The sequence below is a fragment of the Lachnoclostridium edouardi genome (genome assembly GCF_900240245.1).
In the GTDB taxonomy this organism is placed as follows: domain Bacteria; phylum Bacillota; class Clostridia; order Lachnospirales; family Lachnospiraceae; genus Lachnoclostridium_A; species Lachnoclostridium_A edouardi.
Map to the genome: position 1 here is coordinate 2072361 of NZ_OESQ01000001.1, position 23304 is coordinate 2095664.

Here is a 23304-nt window from a genome sequence, read left to right on the forward strand (position 1 = left end):
GGTGCAACTGAAAAACTTTCAATTATCGGCTGTAAAATCGCTTTTTGAGGCGATGGAAAAGCCTGCCCGTGACATTATTCTAAAAAGCCCTACGGGTAGCGGAAAGACAATTATTCTTACATATTTTATGCACCAGTATGTGCAATCCTACTGTCATACCGTGTTTGTATGGCTCACCCCCGGCAAGGGCAATTTGGAGGAGCAGAGCAAGGAAAAGATGGATAAGTATATTCACTCTGCTCAGACAAAGCTGCTCTCCGATGTAATGACGGGCGGCTTTGAAGAAAACGATAACTGTTTCATCAACTGGGAAAAGCTAACGAAAAAGGGCAACAACGCCCTGAAAGACAGCGAACGCACCAACTTCTTAGAGCATATTGAACATGCTCTGAACGCCGGTTTGCATTTTGTTGTTATTGTGGACGAAAGCCATCAGAACAACACGGTGAAGGCGGATGAAATCATCCAGTATTTTCATACGGACAAAATCATTCGTTGCTCCGCTACGCCGAAAGGGATTAAAAATGCGGAAATCATAGAAATTCCTGAAGCGGATGTTATTGCCGAGGGACTTATCAAGAAAATGCTTATAATTAATGAGGATTTTCCCCAGCAGGTAGAAATGGAGAATGCAACCAGCTATCTATTAAAACAGGCTTATGCTAAGCAACGTGAAATCCGTGCGGAGTTTCTTTCCAATGGGAAGGATATTAATCCTTTGATCGTGGTGCAGATTCCAAACAAATCGGAGAAATTGCAGGACGACGTGGAACGCTGGTTTGAAACGCAGGGCGTAACCTATGAAAACGGTCAACTTGCGGTGTGGCTTTCTGATATGCACGAAAACTTGGAGGGCATCGAAAAAATCAATGCTCCCTCTGTTGCTGTTATTATCAAGCAAGCTGTTGCCACGGGATGGGACTGTCCGAGAGCCGCCATTTTGGTAAAGCTCCGTGACAATATGGATGAAACCTTTGAAATTCAGACCATCGGACGTATTCGCCGTATGCCGGAGGCACACCACTACGGCAAAGATTTGCTGGATAGCTGTTATCTCTACACTTTCGATGAAAAATTCACCGCCGGTGTTAAGTTGAGTCTCGGCAAAGGGGCGTTAGAAGCAGCTACTCTGTTCCTTAAAAATGAGTATAAAGGCATCACCTTGACCTCCGAACAGAGAACAATGGTGACAGATCACCGCAATCCTAAAAAGGCTATGCTCTCTGTAGCAAAATATTTTGAAGAAAAATTCAAGACTGGATCGAACAAGACGGAGAACAAGGCATGCTTGCAGGCGGCGGGTTTTGAATTTAGCGCTGATATTCTGCGTCACACCCTTTCGGGTGAAACTGCAACCTTGAATTTTGCTTCGGCAGATATGAATACGGTTATCATTACCGAAAGGCTAAATACCCACGATCATGGTCATATGTACCATCAGAAGGTGGGTAAAATCGGTATGGAGATTGGAATGGAATACAGCTATATGAATACGATTATTCGTAAGTTATTTGATCGCAATTTTACATATAGCCGTAAAATCCTCGCAATGGAGCCGAGAGAAGTCTACGCATTTGTTATCAACAACGCCGATCTGCTACGCCATACGGTGCGTGAGGCGATGGCGGCGGAACTTGAACAGCTTACTCTTGATATTAACCAAGTATCAAAGGTGTCGTTCCATATTCCGCAATCCTGCCTGTTTACCTACGACGGTACAGCAAAAACACAGTTGGAAATGAAGAAAAATGTATATCAGGGCTACCTTTCCTCTGCGGAAGTCCGATCATCTTCGGAACGCAAATTCGAGAAATTATGCGAAAAGTGTGATGCCGTGGAATGGGTATATAAAAATGGTGATAAAGGCAATGAGTATTTGTCCATCGTATATGCGGATAATTCAGGCAAGCAAAAGAATTTTTATCCTGACTATATTATCAGTGTAAACGGTGAAATTTGGGTCGTGGAGACTAAGGGCGGCTTTGACCGTAGTGGCAATAGCCAAGATATTGACATTTTCACGCCGAAAAAATTCGCCGTGCTGAAAGATTATTTGGAACGCTACAGCTTAAATGGTGGCATTGTCCGCTATGATGAAAAAAGTGAAGAACTGTGCATTTGTATGGACAGCTATTCCGAGGATATTAACAGCGATAGTTGGGTTGTGCTGAGTGATATTTTAAAGTGAGGTGAAAGTCTTGAAGATAATTGACCATAGGGTGTTAACCGAGTTTACTCCTGCAAAAGTTCAATTTTTCAGAATAGATCCTGAAGATATTTCAGCAACATTATCAGATATTTTGCGTGCTCTTATGGACTTGTCTTGGCTCAGTAAATTCGATCAAGACTTTGAACAGAAAGCTTTTGCATCCCGTGCAAAGAAAACTATTGATGATATTAAAGAAAAGTTTGACCAATGCGTTGGTGACAATGTCAGCAAAGATGCTGGTGAGTATGTAGTATCTGAATTAGCCAGAGAAACTATGGTATCGAAATTGGACTATTTAGATATTCCTCTTGATGAACTTGTTGGTAAAAAGCGTTCTGGAAATCCTGGGTTTGATTTTCATTCACAGAATAAGATTACGGATACAGTTATTTTCGGTGAAGCGAAATATATTGCCACTACAACAGCGTATTCATCGGCATTGCCACAAATCGTTGATTTTATTAAAGATGGAAAAGATGTTGAAGATCTTCCTGAATTAAAACCGTTCTGTACAATGTCAGCTTTGCAAAGGGCAGCCGATGGAAGAAAGGGGTTTTCTGCTGCGTTTTCAGCAAAAACTACCAATACAGATAGAATAATCGCTAATATCACGAAGCGCCCGGACTTTCAATCATTACTTCAATATGAGGAACTCATTTTGGTGGCGGTGGACTTATGAATACTGTTTTAGAAAAGGGCAATATCATTGCCAAAATTCGAAAAGGGGAAGATTTGGAGCAGATTATAGACTATGTCAAATCTGAGATTTATCAAAATGGACCCAATAACTCGCTGGTTTTAGAAATAGTATCATATTTCAAACTGTTCCAACCAGAATTTTTCAAAAAGGACGAGCAAGAAATCATTGCCACGATGGGGCTGTTTTTTAAACAGCCCAAAATCGAAAGTCTTACAGGCTCAATCTTTGAGATGTATCACCAGCAACTCAAGGATGAATTTGGCAATGACTATACGCCAATGCAAGCAGATATTCTCAAGAAGATACGAAATTTGCAGTATTTCAGCTTTTCGGCACCAACAAGTACGGGGAAATCATTTGTATTTCGACATCTTATTTCTGAATGTTCCAATGATGTGGTTGTCATCGTCCCCTCAAGAGCACTTATTAACGAGTACTACGACCGATTGAACAATCTTGTGGATCGAAAAACTGTAAATGTCCTGACTTTTGTTGATAGGATTAATACAAAACACATTCACAGAAACATTTTCATACTGACACCTGAGCGTGCAAAAGAGCTGTTCAAAAATAAAGATTGGCTAAAAATTGATTTGATTCTGTTTGATGAAGCTCAACTCAGCGATGAGCACTCGGTGCGAGGTCTCTATTTTGATAGTATTGTGAGGCGAGCACTAAAGTATTTTTTTGATGCAAAATTTGTTTTTGCACATCCATTTGTTGAAAATCCTGAAGCACAATTGCAGAAGAACGGCATTGAAACCATTGATACAACGGCAACATACAGCAATTATGAATTAAAAAATGTAGGACAGATTTTCTATACCCATGACACCACGAACCAAAAATTCTATCATTTCGGGAGTGATCCTGCAACATTGGGAAAACGAAAACTCGAAGCAAACTTTGATCCCATAGAATCAGCACTAAAAAAGGGTGGTAGTGTACTGATCTATGTACCAAAGTCACACATTTATAGTAAGCAGATATATGGGAAATTTCATAAGTATATTTCTATGTGCCAACCAATTAATGATACTACTGCAATAAAAATGATAGATGAGCTAAAGGAGTATATTGGTGCTTCAACAACTGATAAGTCGTTTTATAACTCTGATATGCTGGAAAAATTGAGATGTGGTATTGTTGTTCATCACGGTTCAATGCCATTGACAGCCCGTTTGATATTAGAGCATTTTACACAGCAGGGCTTCTGTAAAATCTGTTTTGCTACTTCTACACTGGAACAGGGAATCAATATGCCATTCGATGTGGTTTATCTTGACCGCTTTGAGGAAAGTAAGACACTGTCTGTTAAAAATCTGATTGGTAGAGCCGGTCGCTCTACCAACAAACCTGTATTTGATTTTGGTAGCGTCATTTTACGACCAAATGCAATGAGTAGATTCCGAAAAGTGTACCGCAAGAAAAATACTCTTTCGTCAAAATCTCGATTAGATACAACCGACGATAAAATTGATGAGAAATATGAGGAGTACAAAGAAGCAATCAAAACAGGAGAATTTTCTGACGAGTATAATCTTACAAATAAAGATCTTGAGAAATTAAAGTCAGATAGCGTTACTACGGTAGTCCCTACATTGTTAGATATGATGTTTACTGATGCAGGGTTTGTGTTGCCTAATGCAGTAGCAAAAGAGGTGTATGAGGACTTTCAGTGCTTATACAAGCAGTACTTAGGTCGAGAACTAACCGCAGCAGAAAAATTCGTTTTTGATTCCGCCATTAAAATAATGATCTGGAAAGTGCACGGCAAAACATTTAGTAAGATTTGTCAAGAGAGATATGCTTATGTTTCCAATGTTACCCAACGGCGATTATTGTTACAAGCAGGTCAACAAGATCGTGCTGATAGCCTGACAGTTCGATATATTGCAGGTTATAGTGATATTCCTGATAAAGAATTGCGTACTTTTCCCTTATTCCCTGCTGCAACAAAGGGTAAAGATGTCGATTACGACCGTATTGTTTATGATACATATGATTTTCTTGATAAACTTATAGGGTTTAAGCTGAGCGATTTGTTCTATGCGATTTTCCATCAGTATTATCTTGCATATCAAGACGATCGTGCTGAAAGATTAGCAAAGTATATCAAATATGGAACGGAAGATTCAACTGAAATATGGATGTTACGATATGGATTTTCTTTCGAAGAAATCGAATGGTTGAAGCCTTGTGTTAAAAGCATTGATCAAACGGAAATTAAATTTAACGAAAAAATTGAAAATCTCAGCGATGCTCAGAAAAGTAGTATTTCAAAATTTATTTTTTAAAATTATATAAGTTTTGAGAACTTATCACAATGTGTAATTGGAACTTAACACAACGGGGCTGTAAAATAAGTCCTTAATTAGGAATCGCCAGTTCCGGCAAATGCCGGTTCTGGCGATTCCTTGTTTCAATATCTGTTATATGAACATGATTTCTGATCTTATATGTAAAAAAACGTACACTTAATAAAGCTATATGTATAACTTTTACATTTTAAGCAACCATTTCTTGTCTCCGCTTTTTATTATGATATTTATAAAGGTTAAAGCCACACGAAATCAATGTGACTTCGAGTATTACGTTTTTCTCGCCTCTCCGAAATAATCTTTTGTAAGATTTATCCCACTTTAAAATCCCAAATGTTCCTTCTGCCTGAATACTTCGATTCATTCCTAAAAGACTTCCTTGGGTGGTTTCAAGATTTTTGATCACCTCCTGATGGATGGCTGTCAATTCCTGATTCATGCGAATTGTTCGATTACCAGAGGCCTTTGAACTGCATTCTTTTTTATGCTGGCAACCATCTCAAGATTCACATTCATAGAGTTCTTCTGTTCTTCCATATTTATTCTTATAAACATGACGTTTGCCTTTAAAGTAAAATCTCTTGCCATTTGGGCAGATCGGGTTCCCAGATTCATCCCTTCCAAAGTTTACAGCACGATATGGGTCTTTATGATATTTCTTATCTGTTGTTTCTTTCTTGAACATAGTGAATTTCATATACTTTTCCATCCCATGCTCTTCACAATAAAGATCGTTATTGTAAGAACCATATCCCGCATCGGCAACTGGATATTTGGGGTAATGTCCGTACATTTCATTAAATTTCTCCATCAGCGGAACAAAGCATTCCATATCTGATGCATAGTGTTTTACATCTACTGCCGCAATGTATTCATCACAGACAGCAGTCTGGAGATTATACGCTGGAAGCAGCTGATCATTTCCCATGTAATCTCTTTTTAAACGCATAAATGTGGCATCATGGTCTGTTTTGGAATAACTGTTTCTTTCATCTCCACAGATTTCTATATGATGTGCATATGTTTTCAAGCGTTCAAGATATCTCTGCAATTCCTGATACTGTTTTTGCTGAATACTTTTTCTGTGACCACAGCCGGAAACAAACGAGGACTCCTTCAGAGCTGTTTCTTTTTTGTACATTTCCAACAGTTCACAAACATAATCAATGGCATACTCTTCCCTCTTTTGAAGCTTTACACCGAAATAGCTTAACACGTTTTGGTTCATGGCCTCGATCAGCATTGAAATCTTTTTAAAAACCTTATCTCGATTTTTTGTACAAGATTTTTTCCATATCCAGGTATATCGATTCGCATTCGCCTCTATTTTAGTACCATCGATATAAGTATGTTCCAGATCCACCTGGTTTTTTTCAAAAATATAAGTATTCACATCCAAAAAATCTGTTCGATTGAATCTGTAAGTTCATTTCGGATGATGTTGCCGAAAGTAACAAAGGAAGGGGGTCTCATGCCATCAAGCAGGTACATGTATCGGATATCATTTCTACAGAGTTTTTCAATATTTCTCAGAGAACAGATTCCGTGTTCCATAAAAGCAAAGAGTATTACTTTGAGGAGTTTCTGTTCATCACATCTTGGACGACCTGTTTTGTATCCCTTCTCTACAAAATATCCTGATAGGTCAATGTGATCCATTACTTCGCAGAAAGTATATACAGGATCAGAAATATCAATTAATTTTTCAATTTCTAATGGTAATTTTAATTGTCTTACAGTATAATTATTATTGGTATTTTTAGTTAGTCGCATAATTAATTATACCAAAAAAACGCTGAAATCTCACGACCTCAGCGTTTTTTAGAGCTGTTTTTTTACAGCTCCGTTCTAAGTTAGTTGTAAATTATATCGTGATTCACGATTTCTGTTGCTCTGCTTTGGATGTTATTCATTCGTGCAATCCACTCCATTTGATTATTCGCTTTTAGCTGCTCGGTCACACCCTCTCGCTCTGCCATCTGCTCTATCAACCGGGAAAACATTTCCTTCGCTTGTTTATCAATGTCGGAAAGGTAGGTGTTCAGCCTGCCGCTTGTGAGCAGGTTAAGATATGTAATCCTGCGATACTCTTTCAGATACCGCAAATGCCTCTGTCCCCATATCCCTATAGGCTGTCCTTTTTCGGCGGGTAAGGCAAGGTCGGGCAAATAATAATCGCCTTGCAAGCTATAACTGATACCTGTTTTTTCATCAATGTAATGCTGTTTCATTTCTGTGATCCTTCGATATGATTGATTTTCCTACCATCCAATCATTCTGACTGATTACAAAAGCCAAAGGGAGACAACTTCCTTACGAAATGTCTCCCTTTTCAGCTTTCTTTTTCTCTTGAAACAAAGGGTAAGAAATGTTACACTAAATTTGAAAATCAAGCAAGGTGGATGACAGAAATGGAAGAGTTTCAGGGCACACAGTGTCTGTACCAAATAGAAAAGGGATATATAAAGATTACAGCCTGCCGCAGCTTTGACAATATTGCAGTAATTCCGGCTGAGATAGCCGGCCTGCCTGTTGCAGAAATAGGTCCTTACGCGTTTTCCTCAGAAAGGAGAGAGCTTCCCCAGGGGACTTGGACTGCTTTAGACAGGGTAGGGGGAGAGGGACAAGAGCCTCCCCTGTTAGAGGGACTTAGATTAAAAGAGGTGCGCCTGCCGGCTACTGTGAGAAAAATTGGGCCTTATGCTTTTTATAACTGTGAAAATTGGGAAAGATTTTACTTTTACAGCAGCACAAATGATATTGGAGCAGGGGCATTTACTGGATGTAAGGGTGTAAACTATATGAATGTAACAGTTCTTCCAGAGGTCCGCTCAGGCTTAAAGGATATTTTATTTGAGATGCGCCAGGAGATTTCTGTGGATTATTATATGGAAAGGGATGGGGAGACTAGCTATGCAAAGCTGATCTTTCCGGAATTTTTTGAGGAAGCTGTGGAAAATACGCCTGCCCGGATTATATCAAACTGCACTCATGGGTCAGGCCACTGCTATAGATATTGTTTTGAGGGCAGAGAGTTAAAATTCAGGGAATATGATTCACAGTTTTATAATATGACCGTGGTGGAACGGGAAGAGCTTTGTACAGATATGGCTGTAAACAGACTGAGATATCCCTACAGTCTGGCCGGGGAGCACAGGGAAAAATATAAAGATTATTTAAATAAACACAGGGTAACAGGAGCCAGGCTGGCTTTAAAAAGACAGGATTTGGACCAGCTAAGGTGGCTGTTAAAGGAAACGGACTATTCTCAGGAGGAGCTGGGACAAGCCATAGATGAGGCCTCTAAATTGAGAAATCAGGAAGGCCTTAGTTTCCTTATGGATTACCGGCATTCACATTTTAAGCCGGCGCGGAAAAAGTTTACATTGTAAGCTGCCCCTTTGCGGTTTGGCGGCAGAACGGAGGAAGCATGATAGATCCTACCAGACAAAGGCAGCTGGAAGAGTTGAATCTGGTAAATGTATGTACAGAAATATTAAGTAATTCCAGAAACGAATTGTATATTAATATGAGATTTCTGGATGTATCTTTAAGCAGCCTGGATTTTGTGGCAGATCCAGGCTGCAACGGTGTGGGCACAGATGGATTTGTGCTGTATTATCATCCTCAGTATCTTTGCGATTTGTATCAAAAAGGCAGAATCTATGTCAATCGTTCCTATCTTCATCTGGTGCTTCACTGCTTATTCTGCCACATGGATACAATAGGAAAACGGGCAAAAGAATACTGGAATCTGGCCTGCGATATTGCCATGGAATCTATTATAGACAGTATGTATTTAAAATGCATCAGAGTGTCCCCGTCTGCATACAGAAGAGAGCTTTATCTTAGACTGAAAAGGGAGATGAAGGTGCTGACGGCAGAAGGAATTTATAAGGCTCTTCAGAAAATGGAATTAAATGAACAGCAGTATATGCGCATGGCTGCCGAGTTCTGCATAGATGACCACAAATACTGGTATGATAAAGATTCCAATAAAAGGTCTCAGCCCAGGAAAAATAAATGGGATAAAAACAGGCAGAAGATGCAGACGGAGATGGAAACCTTTGCCAACCAGGCTTCTGATGACAGCGGAGACCTTTTAGAGCAGGTAAAGGTAGAAAATAGAGAACGGTACGACTATAAAAAGTTTTTGAGAAAGTTTGCAGTTCTAAAGGAAGAGATGCAGGTAGATGCAGACTCCTTTGACTATGTATTTTATACTTACGGTCTGGAGCTTTATGGGAATATGCCTTTAATTGAGCCTCAGGAGACAAAGGAAATGTACAGAGTAGAGGATTTTGTCATTGTAATTGACACCTCCATGTCCTGTTCCGGGGAGCTGGTAAAGCGTTTTCTGGAGGAAACTTATGCTGTGCTTTGCGAGTCGGAAAGCTATTTCAGGAAAATTAATATCCATATTATTCAGTGCGATGACAAGATACAAAACGATACAATTATCACCAGTCAGGAAGAAATGGACCAATATATGAAGGACTTTACTATTATGGGCCACGGGGGGACAGATTTCAGGCCGGCTTTTGAATATGTAAACAGTTTAGTGCTGCAGCAAAGGTTCCACAAGCTGAGAGGGCTGATTTACTTTACAGACGGGGAGGGAATATACCCTGTTAAAATGCCTCCTTATGAAACAGCCTTTGTGTTTATAAAAGATAATTATACGGATTTGTCTGTCCCTTCATGGGCTATGAAGCTGATTTTAGAGCCTGGGGATCTGGCGGCTCAGCCTGAGGAGGAGCTGGAGGATGACTGGGGAGGCCAGATTATCTGGACAGAAGGCGGAGAACGTGAAATGTAAAAGGAGATCATATTATTATGAATATTAAAAGAGCAAAAGAAGAAATTAAAAATTCTATAGAAGCATATTTATTGAAGGATGAATTTGGAGCGTATGCCATTCCCTCAATCAGACAAAGACCAGTACTGTTAATCGGACCTCCAGGAGTGGGAAAAACTCAGATTATGGAGCAGGTTGCAAGAGAGTGTGAAATTGGACTGGTATCTTATACCATCACCCACCATACAAGACAAAGCGCAGTAGGTCTGCCTTTTATTTCTAAGAAATCCTATGGAGGAAAAGAGTATTCTGTTACTGAGTATACAATGAGTGAGATTGTGGCCTCCATTTATAATAAAATTGAAAGCACAGGCTTAAAGGAAGGAATTCTTTTTATTGACGAGATTAACTGTGTTTCTGAGACGCTGGCGCCTACTATGCTTCAGTTTTTACAGTGTAAAACCTTTGGAAATCATAAAATTCCAGAAGGCTGGATGATTGTGGCAGCAGGAAATCCGCCGGAGTTTAATAAGTCTGTAAGAGAATTTGACATTGTAACATTAGACCGTATTAAGCTGATTCAGGTAGAGGCTGATTTAGGGGTGTGGAGAGAATATGCCTACCAGGAGTCTATACACCCTGCAGTAATTTCCTACCTGGATGTGAAGCCTCAGTATTTCTGCCAGATTGAGACTACAGTAGACGGAAAACTGTTTGCAACTCCCCGTGGATGGGAGGATTTATCCACATTGATTCAGGTTTATGAGAAAATTCAGAAGCCTGTAGACAGGGACGTAATTTTCCAGTATATTCAGCATCCTACTATAGCAAAAGATTTTGCCAATTATCTGGAGCTTTATTATAAGTATGAAAATGAATATCAGGTAGAGGAAATTCTCAGAGGAAAGTTTAGCGAAGACCTGTGCGATAAGGTGGGAAGAGCGCCGTTTGATGAGAAATTAAGCGTAATCGGACTGCTGCTTTCCAAATTAAGCAATAGATTTAAGGAGACTTTGGAGCAGGAAACCTTTGTAACTGTTTTAATGGAGCAGTTAAAGTGGTTTAAGGAGTACGGAGACCAGGCAGGGGAGAAGGTAAGCGCCACCTCCTGTATGGGGGACGCGGTGACAGCCCTTTCTATGGAAAGAAGGAGAAAGAAAGAGGCAGATTTGTTAAGCCGCAGGGAGGATTACCGTTACAGAAAAGTCATACGAAAGATGGAAGAATATCTCCAGATTTTAAAGGGAGAACATTTGGAGGATTTAAATGCAGCCTGGGAGAGAATAAAAGAATTATTTGCAGCTGAAAGCGACGGCTATGAGGCTATGATAGAAGAAGGCGGAGCTATGCTGGAGCATGGATTTGACTTTATGGAGGCTGCCTTTGGAGACGGGCAGGAAATGGTAATCTACATTACAAATTTAAATACCAGCTTTTATTCCGTCCGTTTTCTTCAGGAATATGAATGTGAAAGATATTACCAGTATAATAAAAAGCTTTTGTTTGAGGACCGGGAAGGCGGCTTAAAAGAAAGAATTCAGGCAGCTTTGCAGTAAAATGTAAAATTTATTCAAAAGAAAAAAACGGGGGCATTGTATGATATTTATTGGAGGAATCAGCTCCGGTCAGCGGGAGCTGAATTATAAAGGATCTGTGGTGATCTGCGGAGGCTGCGGGTCCTACGGACGATATCAGGTTTTTATGACCTATATGTATTTCAGCTTTTTCTTTATTCCTTTATTTAAGTGGAATAAAAGATATTTTGTAAGAATGTCTTGCTGCGGGGCAGTATATGAGTTGGATTCTCAAACCGGGGCGGCCATTGTAAGGGGGCAGGATGTGGAAATCCAGGAAAGAAACCTGACTCTGATTCAGGCCGGGAAAAGGAATCCTTATGAGCAGGACGAGTTTGGAGAAAAGAGAAGATATAAAGTATGCCGTCACTGCGGATATCAATTTGATAATGATGATTTTGAGTACTGTCCTAAGTGCGGAAAGTCCTTAAAATCAGAGGAATAAGGAGAATTCCATGAAAGTAACGTTTATTCACCACAGCTCCTTTTTAGTGGAGACTGACAGCAGATACCTATTATTTGATTATTTTCAGGGGGAGCTGCCTGATATGAAGGATGACAAGCCTTTATATATACTGGCCAGCCACCGCCATGGAGACCATTTCTCTCCGGTGATTTTTCAGTTGGCAAAAAAAAGGCCTTTGATGACAACTTTTTATATTCTTTCCAGTGATATATGGAAGAAACATGTGCCTGAGGACATGGTAAAGCAGACGGTTTTTATGAAGGCCCATGAGAAAAAAGAAGTATTTCCAGGTATGGAAATAGAGACTTTAAAGTCTACTGACGAGGGCGTGGCTTTTTTGATTCACTGCGACGGACAGACAATTTACCACAGCGGAGATTTAAATAACTGGTATTGGTCCTCTGAGGGGGACGACTGGAATCAAAAAATGGAGCGTTTATATAACCAGGAGTTAAGCAGAATTCAAGGAGTTAAAATAGACGCAGGGTTTGTGCCTTTAGACGGAAGGCAGGAAGAGGGATTTTTCCTGGGTATGGACCAGTTTATGAAAAAGGTAGGAGCAAATATTGTATTTCCCATGCACTGCTGGGGAGATTTTTCCGTAATAGGCAGGCTGAAATCTATGGAGCGCTCCAAAGCCTATAGAGACAAGGTTGCAGATATTAACCGGGACGGGGAAGAATTTCAGATTTAATAAAAGGTAAACTCAGATTTAATAAAAGGCAGACTATATTGGCTGTAAAAGAAGGAGGAATGAGAAATGTTGTTGATTAAAGGCGGACGCGTAATTGATCCGAAGACAGGGATGGATCAGGTTCAGGACATTGTAATTCAGGACGGGATAATAAAGACTGTAGGACAGGCAGATCAGGCAGAATATGATAAGGTAATTGACGCTTCAGGAAAAATTGTGGGGCCGGGACTTGTGGATGTGCATGTACATTTCAGAGATCCGGGACTGACATATAAAGAGGATATTCAGACAGGAGCGGCAGCTGCGGCAAAAGGCGGTTTTACGACTGTGGTTTGTATGGCAAATACAAAGCCGGTTGTAGATAATGAGGAGACTTTAGAATATGTAATCAGCCAGGGAAAGAAGACAAAAATTCACGTTCTTGCAGCTGCTGCTATATCAAAAGGCTTAAAGGGTCAGGAGCTGACAAACATGGAGGAGCTGAAGGCCAAGGGAGCGGCAGGATTTACAGACGACGGCATCCCGTTAATGGACGCTTCTATGGTAAAAAAAGCTATGGAGGAGGCGGCCAGGCTGGATGTGCCTTTAAGCTTCCACGAGGAGGACCCACAGTTTATCCAGAATAATGGCATCAGCCGGGGAGCAGTATCTGAACAGCTGGGGATTTTCGGCTCTCCTGCTTTGGCTGAGGACGTGCTGGTAGCCAGAGACTGTATGCTGGCTCTGCACACAGGAGCTTCAGTCAATATCCAGCATATTAGTTCTGGAAATTCTGTAAAAATGGTAGAGCTGGCGAAGGCCTTAGGGGCTAAGGTGACGGCTGAGGTGACGCCTCACCATTTTGCTTTAACTGAGGACTCAGTATTAGAGCACGGCGCTCTGGCCAAAATGAATCCTCCTCTTAGAACAGAAAAGGACAGGCAGCAGTTGATTGAAGGTCTGAAAAGCGGCGCTATTGATATTATTGCCACAGATCATGCGCCTCACAGCACAGAAGAAAAAAATAAGCCTTTAACAGAAGCCCCCAGCGGCATTATTGGCCTGGAGACAGCTCTTTCTTTAGGCATTATGGAGCTGGTGGATAAGGGACATTTAACTATGGTGCAGCTGATGGAAAAGATGAGTTTAAATCCCGCCAGGCTGTATCGCTTAGACAAGGGATATATAGAGGAGGGAGGCCCTGCAGATCTGGTGATTTTTGATGAAAAGGAAATGTGGAGGGCAGAGGAATTTGTTTCTAAGGCAGAAAATAGTCCGTTTAAAGGAAAAGAGCTAAAGGGAAAGGTGAAATACACTATTTGCGGCGGAGAGATTGCTTATGATGACGGAGAAATATAAAGTAGTTCTTATGGATATAGACGGTACTTTATTAGATTTTGACCAGGCAGAAACAGACGGAATCAGGCAGGTTATGAAAGCCTACGGAGTGTGCCCTGACAGGGAAAAAGAGAAAGAGTATCATCATATTAATCAGGGGCTGTGGCAGCAGTTTGAGCGGGGAGAAATTCAAAAACAGCAGATTATGGACACCCGGTTTCACATATTCTTTGGGAGCATGGGGATTACTGTAGACGGGAAGGAGGCAGAGCGCTTATATAGGCAGCAGTTAAATAACAGCGCTCTTCTCCTTCCCGGGGCCCGGGAAATATGCGCCTATCTTTCTGAAAAATATAGTATGTATGTAGTGACCAACGGTTTATCAGCCACTCAGTTTCACAGACTGAAAATATCAGGACTGGAGCAGTATTTTCAGGGTGTATTTGTGTCTGAGGATGCAGGCAGCCAAAAGCCTCAGAAGGAATTTTTTGATTACTGCTTTTCTAAAATAATTCCCTGCGCCAGAGAGGAAGCTGTGATTGTAGGAGATTCTTTATCCTCGGATATTTTAGGGGGAATAAATGCCGGCGTTGCTACCTGCTGGTATAATCCCAAGAAAAATGAAAACTCCGGGAAAATAAAGCCTGACTATGAAATCTGCCATTTAAAACAGCTGAAGGATATTTTGTAGAATTTTCTTGCCAAAAATACTTTAGTATGCTACCATAGTAGCATGTTGAAAATCAGGAGGAAAAGGATTATGAAAAAGAGTTTGATTAGTGTATTAATGGCAATGACAGTGATGGCGGCAACAGCCGGATGCAGCCAGGGAGGAGATAGCGCCACAGCTGCAGCTGAGGCAAAAAATGAAACTGAAACTAAGGCGGCAGAGGAAAGCACAGAAGCTGAAGCTGACAGTCAGTCAGAAGAAACTGACGGGGAGGAAGCTAAGGGAGAGGGAAGTACATTTACAGTTGGCTTTGACGCAGATTTTCCTCCAATGGGCTTTAAGGCAGAGGACGGAAGCTACACAGGCTTTGACCTGGCTTTAGCAAAAGAGGTAGCCGACAGATTGGGAATGACATTTGTGGCTCAGCCTATTGCATGGGATGCAAAGGATATGGAGCTGGAGTCAGGAACTATTGACTGTATTTGGAACGGATTTACCATGACAGGCAGAGAGGACAGCTACACATGGTCAGACCCATATATGGATAATGAGCAGGTGTTTGTAGTTTCTAAGGATTCTGGAATTGCAACAACAGCAGATTTGGCAGGAAAGGTTGTGGAGGTTCAGGTGGATTCTTCAGCAGAGGCAGCTTTAAATGAGGATGCTGAGTTAACCGGCACCTTTGCTTCCCTGGAAAAAACTCCAAACTACAATCAGGCGTTTATGGATTTAGAGATGGGCTCTGTGGACGCTATTGCAATGGACAGCGTAGTTGCTAAATATCAGCTGAAATTAAGAGAGTCTGACGCAGTGATTTTAGATGAGGTTCTGGCTTCAGAAAAATATGGAATTGGATTTAAGCTGGGCAATGAGGAATTAAGGGATCAGGTTCAGGCTACTTTAAATGAAATGGCAGAGGATGGAACAATAGCTGAGATTTCTCAGGAATGGTTTGGAAGCGACGTTACAACTTTTGGAAAGTAATTTGAGGATTGAAAATATGATTTCAAAAATAGGGGCTATGATGCCTCAGCTGCTGGCAGGTATGGGAGTCAGCATACAGATTTTTGTGGTGACTCTGCTGTTTTCCCTGCCTTTGGGGCTGATAGTGGCTTTTGGAAGAATGTCAAAAAATCCAGTGGTGAGAACAGTAAGTAAGTTCTACATATCTATTATGAGGGGAACCCCTCTTATGCTGCAGCTGATGGTAGTTTATTTCGGACCGTATTATTTATTTAAAATTAAGGTGACAAATGATTACCGGCTGTGGGCTACATTTATTGGTTTTGTAATTAATTATTCTGCATATTTTGCAGAGATTTACCGCAGCGGAATCCAGTCTATGCCTGTAGGCCAGTATGAGGCGGCAAAGCTTTTGGGCTACGGCAGAGGGCAGACGTTTTTCCAGATTATTCTGCCCCAGGTAATAAAACGGATTCTGCCTTCAGTGACTAATGAGGTAATCACTTTAGTAAAGGATACTTCCCTGGCATTTACCATCAGCGTTATGGAAATGTTTACCATAGCAAAGCAGCTGGCCTCCGCTCAGGCCAGCATGACGCCTTTTATTGCAGCAGGATTATTTTATTATATTTTTAACCTGTTAGTGGCTGCTGTTATGGATGCAGTTGAGAAAAAACTTTCTTACTATCAATAGGGAGGCTGTTTATGTATTTGCTGGAAATGAATCACATCCGAAAATCCTTTGGTGATCTGGAGGTTATAAAGGATATTTCCCTGAATGTAGAGGAAGGGGAAATCGTATCTATTATAGGGCCCTCAGGTTCAGGAAAATCCACCTTGCTCAGATGTGCCACAATGTTAGAAACTATTGACAGCGGGCAGATTGTATACCTGGGCAAAAAAGCTGCCTGGAGTGGGGAAAACGGCCAGGCGGTGTACGCGCCAAAGGGAGAGCTAAAAGAAATACAGAAAAGTTATGGGCTGGTATTTCAGAATTTTAATTTATTCCCTCATTTTTCCGTATTAAAAAATATTGTTCACGCACCTCTTTGCGTGCAGAAAAGAAATAAAGAGCAGGTATACTATGAGGCAGAGATTTTGCTTCAAAAAATGGGATTGTCAGATAAAGCAGAGGCATATCCCTGCCAGCTATCTGGAGGACAATGTCAAAGAGTGGCGATTGCCAGAGCCTTAGCCTTAAATCCTAAAATTTTGTTTTTTGACGAGCCCACCTCAGCCCTGGACCCTGAATTAACAGGGGAGGTTTTAAAGGTAATTCGTTCCCTGGCTGATATGGATATTACAATGGTGATTGTAACTCACGAAATGGCTTTTGCCAGAGACATTTCAGACAGAGTAATTTTTATGGCTGACGGAATTATTGTGGAGGAAGGCGCCCCGGAAGATGTGTTTGCCTCCAATAATGAGAGAACTCAAAGCTTTTTAGGCCGATATGGAGAGCTTTTGCAGAAAAATAGGTAATTTTTGCCACAGAAAATATATTTCAAAAAGCCGCTGTACCATGATATGATAGGAATGGTACAGCGGTTTTGCTGTTATGAAACGGGGGTGAAGACCTTGAACAGAAGTATTTTGCTGGAGATTCAGGAAACAGTAATGAAATATGCAGACATTATGTCTAAAATATCTGGAATTGATGTGGAAGTAGTAGATGAAAATTTGTTTCGCGTTGCAGGCACAGGCCTGTTTGCAGATAAAGTGAATGAGGACATGTCCCAGGAGGCCTATGTATACCGCCATATTTTAGAAACAGGAAGGCCTCAGATTATTTATCAGCCTGGGGAGGCGGCGTTTTGTCAAAGCTGTCCTAAAAAAGAGAACTGCGGGGAGGAAATTGAAATATCTATGCCGGTGCGCCTGGAAAGAAAGATAATTGGAGTAATCGGCTTGGTAGGCAGTACTTTAAAGCAGAAAAACATGATTTTAAAAAATGAAAAAATGTATTTGGAGCTGGTGGAACAAATTACAGATTTTATTACAGCTAAAGCGGCGGAAATTTTGGAGATGGAGAAAATGGAAGCTTTAATGGCTACTTTAGAATGTACAATGAACCGGGTAGAGCAGGGAATTCTAATATTAAGCAATAAAGGCAGCGTTACTGCGGCCAATGATTCTGCCAGAAAGCAGCTGAAGCTTGAGGTTTCAGAAAAAAGCCAGATTCAGATTGAGCCTACAGGGGACAGTATGAACGGACAGACAGAGTACAGAATTGCAGCCAGAGGCTGCACTCATCAGGTGCTGGGACAGCTGTATGATTTGGAGCAGGCAGGAGGCCTGTATTCCCAGGTATTTGTATTTACAGACAATAAAGATTACCACAATAAATTGTATGAGATGACGGCCACTTTAAATGTAGGCAGTATTATTGGCAGCAGTAAAAGAACTGGGGAACTGAGACAGGAAATCAGTAAAATCGCCGGCAGCACCTCCACAGTGTTAATTACAGGGGAAAGCGGCACGGGAAAAGAACTGGTGGCCACAGCTATCTGGAAAGCCAGCCAAAGGAAGGATAAAAGATTTATTGCAATTAACTGCGCGGCTATTCCTGAGCCTTTGCTGGAGTCAGAGCTGTTCGGCTACGTAAAAGGGGCGTTTACAGGAGCGGACCCAAACGGCAGAATCGGAAAATTTGAGCTGGCAAACCATGGAGTAATATTTTTAGATGAAATCGGAGATATGCCTCTTTATCTTCAGGCAAAGTTATTAAGGGTGCTTCAGGAAAGAAAAATCACCCGTATTGGCTCTAACCAGGTAATTCCTATTGATATCAGAGTAATTGCAGCAACCAACAGAGACTTAAAAACTATGATAAAGGACAATAAATTCAGGGAGGATTTGTACTACAGGTTAAATGTGATTCCCCTTCAAATCGCCCCTTTAAGGGAGAGGAAGGAGGACATTATAGATCTGACAGAATTTTTCTCCAGGCGGTATTCCAGGCTGTTTGGAAAAACCTTAAAAGGAATTGACAGCCAGGCTTTAGAAGCTTTGCAGAACCACAGATGGACAGGAAATGTAAGAGAGCTGGAAAATACTATAGAGTTTATGGTAAATATGATTGGGGAGGACGGAATTCTGACAGTGAAAACACTTCCCAGAGGTTTTTTAAAGGATGACCAGACGGAGGATTTAAATGAGGCAAGGGAAAATAAAGCTTTTTTGAACGTGGAGGAGCATGAAGACGGCTTGATTATTCCAATGAAAGAGCTTGAGAAGCAGGCGATCTGGGCGGCCTTAAATAAATTTGGAAGAGACACTGAAGGGAAGAAAAAAGCAGCTAAGGCGTTGGGAATCGGTTTGGCCACACTTTACAGAAAGCTGGAGAACTTTTAATAATAATAAATATGTAACTATATATCAGTCCCTGTATTTTGCAGAAAAAGCTATTTTAGAAGCAAAGTACAGGGACTTTTTCTTAACATAGAATTCTCAAAATGATAAAAGAGAATTCTCAAAATGGGAAATATTCTTAAAATGAGAATAGATATAAGGAAGAAAGATTGGAAACGCAATTTTACAGTTAAGGGAAACGCCTTGAATTTTAAAGGGATTTTCATATAAGAAAAAGTTAAAGGAAAATTAGAAAAGTTGGCATGGCTGTTGCTATATAAATAAGCAGAGAATGAATCAAGGGAGAATGAAAATGGCAGATGAATTTAAATTAGTAAAAATAAAGGAAATCCCGGAAAAATACAACATTAGCTTTTTAAGCGAGAAAGAGGCAGAAAAGGTTCAGAAATTCCACGCCAGCTTTCCTGTATATGACAAGACGCCTTTGGCTTCTTTTCCTGATACAGCAAAGGCTCTTGGACTGGGAGATATTTTTGTGAAAGACGAGTCTTACCGTTTTGGACTAAATGCGTTTAAGGTTTTAGGCGGCAGCTATGCAATAGGAAATTATATGGCCAAAAAACTGGGAGAAGATATAAGCAGGCTGACGTTTGAACAGCTGGCGTCTGATGAGACCAGAGAACAGCTGGGGGAAATTATATTTGTTACAGCTACAGACGGAAATCACGGAAGAGGGGTGGCGTGGACGGCCAGACAATTAAAACAGCGGGCAGTTGTGTATATGCCAAAGGGCAGCGCCCTGGAGCGGCTTCACAATATTCAGGCAGAGGGAGCAGAGGCAGAGATTACTGATATGAATTATGACCAGGCCGTAAGACTGGCAAATAAACAGGCGGCAGATAAAGGCTGGGTTATGGTTCAGGATACAGCCTGGGAGGGCTACGAAAATATTCCGACTTGGATTATGCAGGGCTACGGAACTATGGGATTTGAGGCTTATAAACAGCTTTCCAAACCGCCTACCCACATATTCCTTCAGGCAGGCGTAGGCTCTATGGCGGGGGCTGTTACAGGTTTTTTTGCAAATGTGTACAAGGAAAATAAACCCTTAATCACTATTGTGGAGCCTAATAAGGCAGACTGTTTATTTCGCACAGCAAAGGCAGACGACGGGAAGCTTCATTTTGTAACAGGAGATATGGATACAATTATGGCCGGTCTGGCCTGCGGAGAGCCCTGCAGTATTGGCTGGAATGTGCTGAGAAGCTATGCAGATTATTTTATATCCTGTCCGGATTACACGGCGGCGAAAGGAATGAGAATACTGGGCAATCCGGCAGGGCAGGATAAAAAGATAATTTCAGGAGAAAGCGGCGCTTCCGCTTTTGGCTGTGTGGCGGAAATTATGACCAATCCTAAGCTGGAACATTTGAAAAAGGAACTGAAATTAGATGAGAATTCCACAGTATTGTTTTTCAGTACAGAAGGAGATACAGATAAGGAAAATTATAAAGCTATTGTGTGGGACGGAGCCTATTTTAGCGGCAGAAGGTAAATTTTAGAGCGTCATATAAAAGGCGTGGACATAAAAAGAAAATCTCAGGAGGTAAAGTCATGTTAAGCAAAGAAAGGGAAGAGCAGGTTATAAAGCTTTGTCAGAAGATGATTAGACAGAGAAGCTATTCCGGGGAGGAAGAAGGGGCAGCAAAGGTTTTAAAAGAAAATATGGAAGCCATGGGCTTTGACCAGGTGGCTATTGACGGCTACGGAAATATTATTGGGTGCATAAAGGGAAAACTGCCTGGAAAGCGGCTGCTTTTTGACGGACATATTGACACAGTTCCTGTATCAGATGAAAAAGAGTGGCCCTATCCTCCCTTTGCGGCAGAAATCCATGACGGAAAAATATACGGCCGCGGAACCAGCGACATGAAAGGCGCCGTTGCCGCAATGACATGTGCCGCCGCAGCCTTTGCTGCAGATACGGGAAAAGATTTTCCAGGAGAAATATATGTTGCAGGCGTTGTACATGAAGAGTGCTTTGAAGGCGTTGCCGCAAGAGCAATCAGCCAGGCAGTAAAGCCGGATTATGTGGTGATCGGGGAGGCTTCCCATCTGAATTTAAAGGTAGGACAGAGGGGAAGAGGAGAAATTGTTGTAGAAACCTTCGGGGTGCCCTGCCATTCTGCAAATCCGGAGAAGGGAGTAAACGCTGTTTATAAAATGGCAAAGGTCATTGAAGCTATCCGCACATTGCAGCCCCCCTGTCATCCAGTGCTGGGAGAAGGGATTTTGGAGCTGACTGATATTAAATCAGAGCCTTATCCGGGAGCTTCCGTAGTGCCGGAATACTGCAGAGCCACATATGACAGAAGACTTTTAGTGGGGGAAACAAAGGAAAGTGTATTAAAGCCTTTAAACGATTTGATGGAAAAGCTGATGGCGGAGGATACTGATTTGAAGGTAAAGGTATCATATGCAGTGGGCAGGGAAAAATGCTATACAGGCAGCGAGATTTTTGGGGAGCGGTTCTTTCCGGGATGGCTGTATCATAAGGAATCTGATTTTGTTCAGGATGTGTTAAAGGAATTAAAGGAAATGGGGTATGATCCGGAAGTTACACAGTACAATTTTTGCACCAACGGAAGCCATTATGCAGGGGAGGCGGGAATAAAAACATTTGGACTGGGACCGTCCAGGGAAAATCTGGCTCATACAGTTGGAGAATATATTGAAATTGAACAGCTGACAAAGGCTGCAGATTGTTACTATGGGGTAATGAAAGCCTTATTAAAATAAGCAGGTTTTATAAGAGGAGGTATTTTAAATGTACGATTTAATTATTAAAAACGGATTAGTGGTGTCGCCTTCATCTACAGTAAAATGCGATGTAGCTGTAAACGGAAGAAAGATTGCAGGTTTAGGCCATTATGATGAATCAGAGGGAAAACGGGTAATTTGGGCGGAGGGCAAATATGTGCTTCCTGGGGTGATTGAGGCTCATATGCACTGTCAGGCTCCTTTCCAGGGGTGTTTGGGGGCAAACAGCTTTTATGAGCAAAGCGTCAGCGCTGCTTTTGGAGGAGTTACAATGTATATGGATTTTGCCAATATGGGAAAGGGGGACTCTCCCCTCGTTCAGGCGCTGGCAAGAGCAGATGAGATGAAGGAATCGGCCATTGACTACAGCGTACACGGAAAATTTGTAGAATCTACCCCTGAGGCCATTGCTGATATTGAGAAAATGGCAGACCAGGGAATCCCTACATTTAAAATGTTTATGACATACAAAAAAGAAGGGGTTATGAGCGATGATGAAACCATGCTGAAGGTATTTGAGAAAGCAAAGCAGGTAGGCGGACTTCCTATGGTTCACTGTGAAAGTAATGGCATTGCGGAGACCAACATAGAAAAATGCCGGGAAAAGGATGATATGAGCTGGGTGAACTTTGCCAAATGCAAGCCTGTTATCTGCGAGGCAGAGGCTTTTGCACGAGCCGTATATTTTGCTCAGTGTGTGGGAAACGCCCTTTTAGTGGTACATACTACAAATGGGGAGGCTTTAAATACAGCCAGAAGAGCTCACGAAAAAGGCACTCCTCTTTATGTGGAAACAGGGCCTCATTACTTAACATTGTTTGACAACTTGTACAAAGAAGAAAACGGCCATCTGGCTATTTGCTCTCCGCCTTTGCGCACCCCTAAGGAAGCTGCAGAATTGTGGGAAGGATTAAAGGACGGAACAATTCTTCTTACAGGCTCTGACGATTGTACATTTGATATTGATGAAAAATCTATGTTTTTAGAGAAAAAACCTGACGGAACATGGAAACAGGATTTTACTAAGGTAGTAAACGGAATCAGCGGAATTGAAATCAGACTGCCGCTTTTACTGTCTGAAGGTGTTTCTAAAGGCAGAATTTCCATTAATAAGGTATGTGAACTGACAAGCACAAATATTGCAAAGATTTACGGATGTTATCCTCAAAAAGGTATTATCGCTCCAGGTTCAGATGCAGATCTGGTGTTGGTAGATATGGAGAAGGAGGTAACTCTTTCTAAGGATGTTCTTCACAATAATATTAGCTACTGTCTCCATGAAGGATTTAAAGTAAAGGGTTATCCTGTTATGACGATAGCCAAAGGAAAGATTTTAGTGGAGGAAGGAGAATTTAAGGGAGAAAAAGGAGCAGGGGAGTTTATCAGAAGAAAAATTGATCCTCAGTATTTGGAACGGTATGGTTTAAATTAGGGGAAATGAAAAACTGCGGGAGGGTATT

18 protein-coding genes and 1 pseudogene are annotated in these 23304 nt (G+C 41.4%); 17 read left to right on the top strand and 2 right to left on the bottom strand.

The window, feature by feature from the left end:
• The first annotated feature begins 1 nt into the window (after window position 1).
• The 3 genes from C1A07_RS09780 to C1A07_RS09790 are packed head-to-tail and all read left to right on the top strand — an operon-like array spanning window position 2 to window position 5206.
• On the top strand, window positions 2-2188 hold the full coding sequence (locus C1A07_RS09780) for a DEAD/DEAH box helicase family protein (protein ID WP_101876950.1): 2187 nt from the start codon (window positions 2-4) through the stop codon (window positions 2186-2188).
• A gap of 10 nt (window positions 2189-2198) precedes the next feature.
• Window positions 2199-2888: a hypothetical protein gene (locus C1A07_RS09785; protein ID WP_101876951.1), complete on the top strand. Its 690-nt coding sequence runs from the start codon at window positions 2199-2201 to the stop codon at window positions 2886-2888.
• Complete coding sequence (locus C1A07_RS09790; RefSeq protein WP_101876952.1) at window positions 2885-5206, top strand: DEAD/DEAH box helicase; 2322 nt, start codon at window positions 2885-2887, stop codon at window positions 5204-5206. Before C1A07_RS09785 ends, C1A07_RS09790 begins: the two co-directional genes overlap by 4 nt.
• A gap of 211 nt (window positions 5207-5417) precedes the next feature.
• Here the strand turns inward: C1A07_RS09790 and C1A07_RS16915 are convergent.
• A pseudogene (locus tag C1A07_RS16915) lies at window positions 5418-7003 on the bottom strand (transposase).
• 80 nt (window positions 7004-7083) lie between these two features.
• Window positions 7084-7461 carry a TnpV protein gene (locus C1A07_RS09800; protein ID WP_101876953.1) on the bottom strand — a complete coding sequence of 126 codons (378 nt, stop codon included), beginning with the start codon at window positions 7459-7461 and terminating at the stop codon, window positions 7084-7086.
• Between the two features lie 180 nt (window positions 7462-7641).
• On the opposite strand from C1A07_RS09800, the gene C1A07_RS09805 reads away from it, so the two are divergent.
• The 14 genes from C1A07_RS09805 (at window position 7642) to hydA (ending at window position 23276) form a co-directional block, all read left to right on the top strand.
• Window positions 7642-8622, top strand: a complete 981-nt coding sequence (locus tag C1A07_RS09805; protein ID WP_180952227.1) for a leucine-rich repeat protein — start codon at window positions 7642-7644, stop codon at window positions 8620-8622.
• Between the two features lie 38 nt (window positions 8623-8660).
• Window positions 8661-10049, top strand: coding sequence for a vWA domain-containing protein (locus C1A07_RS09810; RefSeq protein WP_101876955.1), 1389 nt, complete (start codon window positions 8661-8663; stop codon window positions 10047-10049).
• A 17-nt stretch (window positions 10050-10066) separates the two neighbouring features.
• A complete protein-coding gene (locus C1A07_RS09815; protein ID WP_101876956.1) occupies window positions 10067-11584 on the top strand; it encodes an ATP-binding protein in 1518 nt (505 codons plus the stop codon).
• A gap of 40 nt (window positions 11585-11624) precedes the next feature.
• Window positions 11625-12047 carry a zinc ribbon domain-containing protein gene (locus C1A07_RS09820; RefSeq protein WP_101876957.1) on the top strand — a complete coding sequence of 141 codons (423 nt, stop codon included), beginning with the start codon at window positions 11625-11627 and terminating at the stop codon, window positions 12045-12047.
• A 10-nt stretch (window positions 12048-12057) separates the two neighbouring features.
• Window positions 12058-12762: an MBL fold metallo-hydrolase gene (locus tag C1A07_RS09825; RefSeq protein WP_101876958.1), complete on the top strand. Its 705-nt coding sequence runs from the start codon at window positions 12058-12060 to the stop codon at window positions 12760-12762.
• Window positions 12763-12828: 66 nt separating this feature from the next.
• Window positions 12829-14100: a dihydroorotase gene (locus C1A07_RS09830; protein WP_101876959.1), complete on the top strand. Its 1272-nt coding sequence runs from the start codon at window positions 12829-12831 to the stop codon at window positions 14098-14100.
• The gene (locus C1A07_RS09835) at window positions 14081-14770 is read left to right on the top strand and encodes a YjjG family noncanonical pyrimidine nucleotidase (protein ID WP_330399489.1); all 690 of its coding nucleotides are present in this window, start codon (window positions 14081-14083) and stop codon (window positions 14768-14770) included. Before C1A07_RS09830 ends, C1A07_RS09835 begins: the two co-directional genes overlap by 20 nt.
• A gap of 69 nt (window positions 14771-14839) precedes the next feature.
• Window positions 14840-15733 carry an amino acid ABC transporter substrate-binding protein gene (locus tag C1A07_RS09840; RefSeq protein ID WP_101876960.1) on the top strand — a complete coding sequence of 298 codons (894 nt, stop codon included), beginning with the start codon at window positions 14840-14842 and terminating at the stop codon, window positions 15731-15733.
• Between the two features lie 16 nt (window positions 15734-15749).
• Window positions 15750-16406 carry an amino acid ABC transporter permease gene (locus C1A07_RS09845; protein ID WP_101878108.1) on the top strand — a complete coding sequence of 219 codons (657 nt, stop codon included), beginning with the start codon at window positions 15750-15752 and terminating at the stop codon, window positions 16404-16406.
• Window positions 16407-16417: 11 nt separating this feature from the next.
• On the top strand, window positions 16418-17194 hold the full coding sequence (locus tag C1A07_RS09850; RefSeq protein ID WP_101876961.1) for an amino acid ABC transporter ATP-binding protein: 777 nt from the start codon (window positions 16418-16420) through the stop codon (window positions 17192-17194).
• Between the two features lie 96 nt (window positions 17195-17290).
• Window positions 17291-19066, top strand: a complete 1776-nt coding sequence (locus C1A07_RS09855) for a sigma-54 interaction domain-containing protein (RefSeq protein ID WP_330399490.1) — start codon at window positions 17291-17293, stop codon at window positions 19064-19066.
• A 310-nt stretch (window positions 19067-19376) separates the two neighbouring features.
• Window positions 19377-20579 carry a diaminopropionate ammonia-lyase gene (gene dpaL / locus C1A07_RS09860; RefSeq protein ID WP_101876962.1) on the top strand — a complete coding sequence of 401 codons (1203 nt, stop codon included), beginning with the start codon at window positions 19377-19379 and terminating at the stop codon, window positions 20577-20579.
• 59 nt (window positions 20580-20638) lie between these two features.
• On the top strand, window positions 20639-21823 hold the full coding sequence (locus tag C1A07_RS09865) for a YgeY family selenium metabolism-linked hydrolase (protein ID WP_101876963.1): 1185 nt from the start codon (window positions 20639-20641) through the stop codon (window positions 21821-21823).
• Between the two features lie 28 nt (window positions 21824-21851).
• Window positions 21852-23276: a dihydropyrimidinase gene (hydA, locus tag C1A07_RS09870; protein ID WP_101876964.1), complete on the top strand. Its 1425-nt coding sequence runs from the start codon at window positions 21852-21854 to the stop codon at window positions 23274-23276.
• Window positions 23277-23304 lie beyond the last annotated feature (28 nt).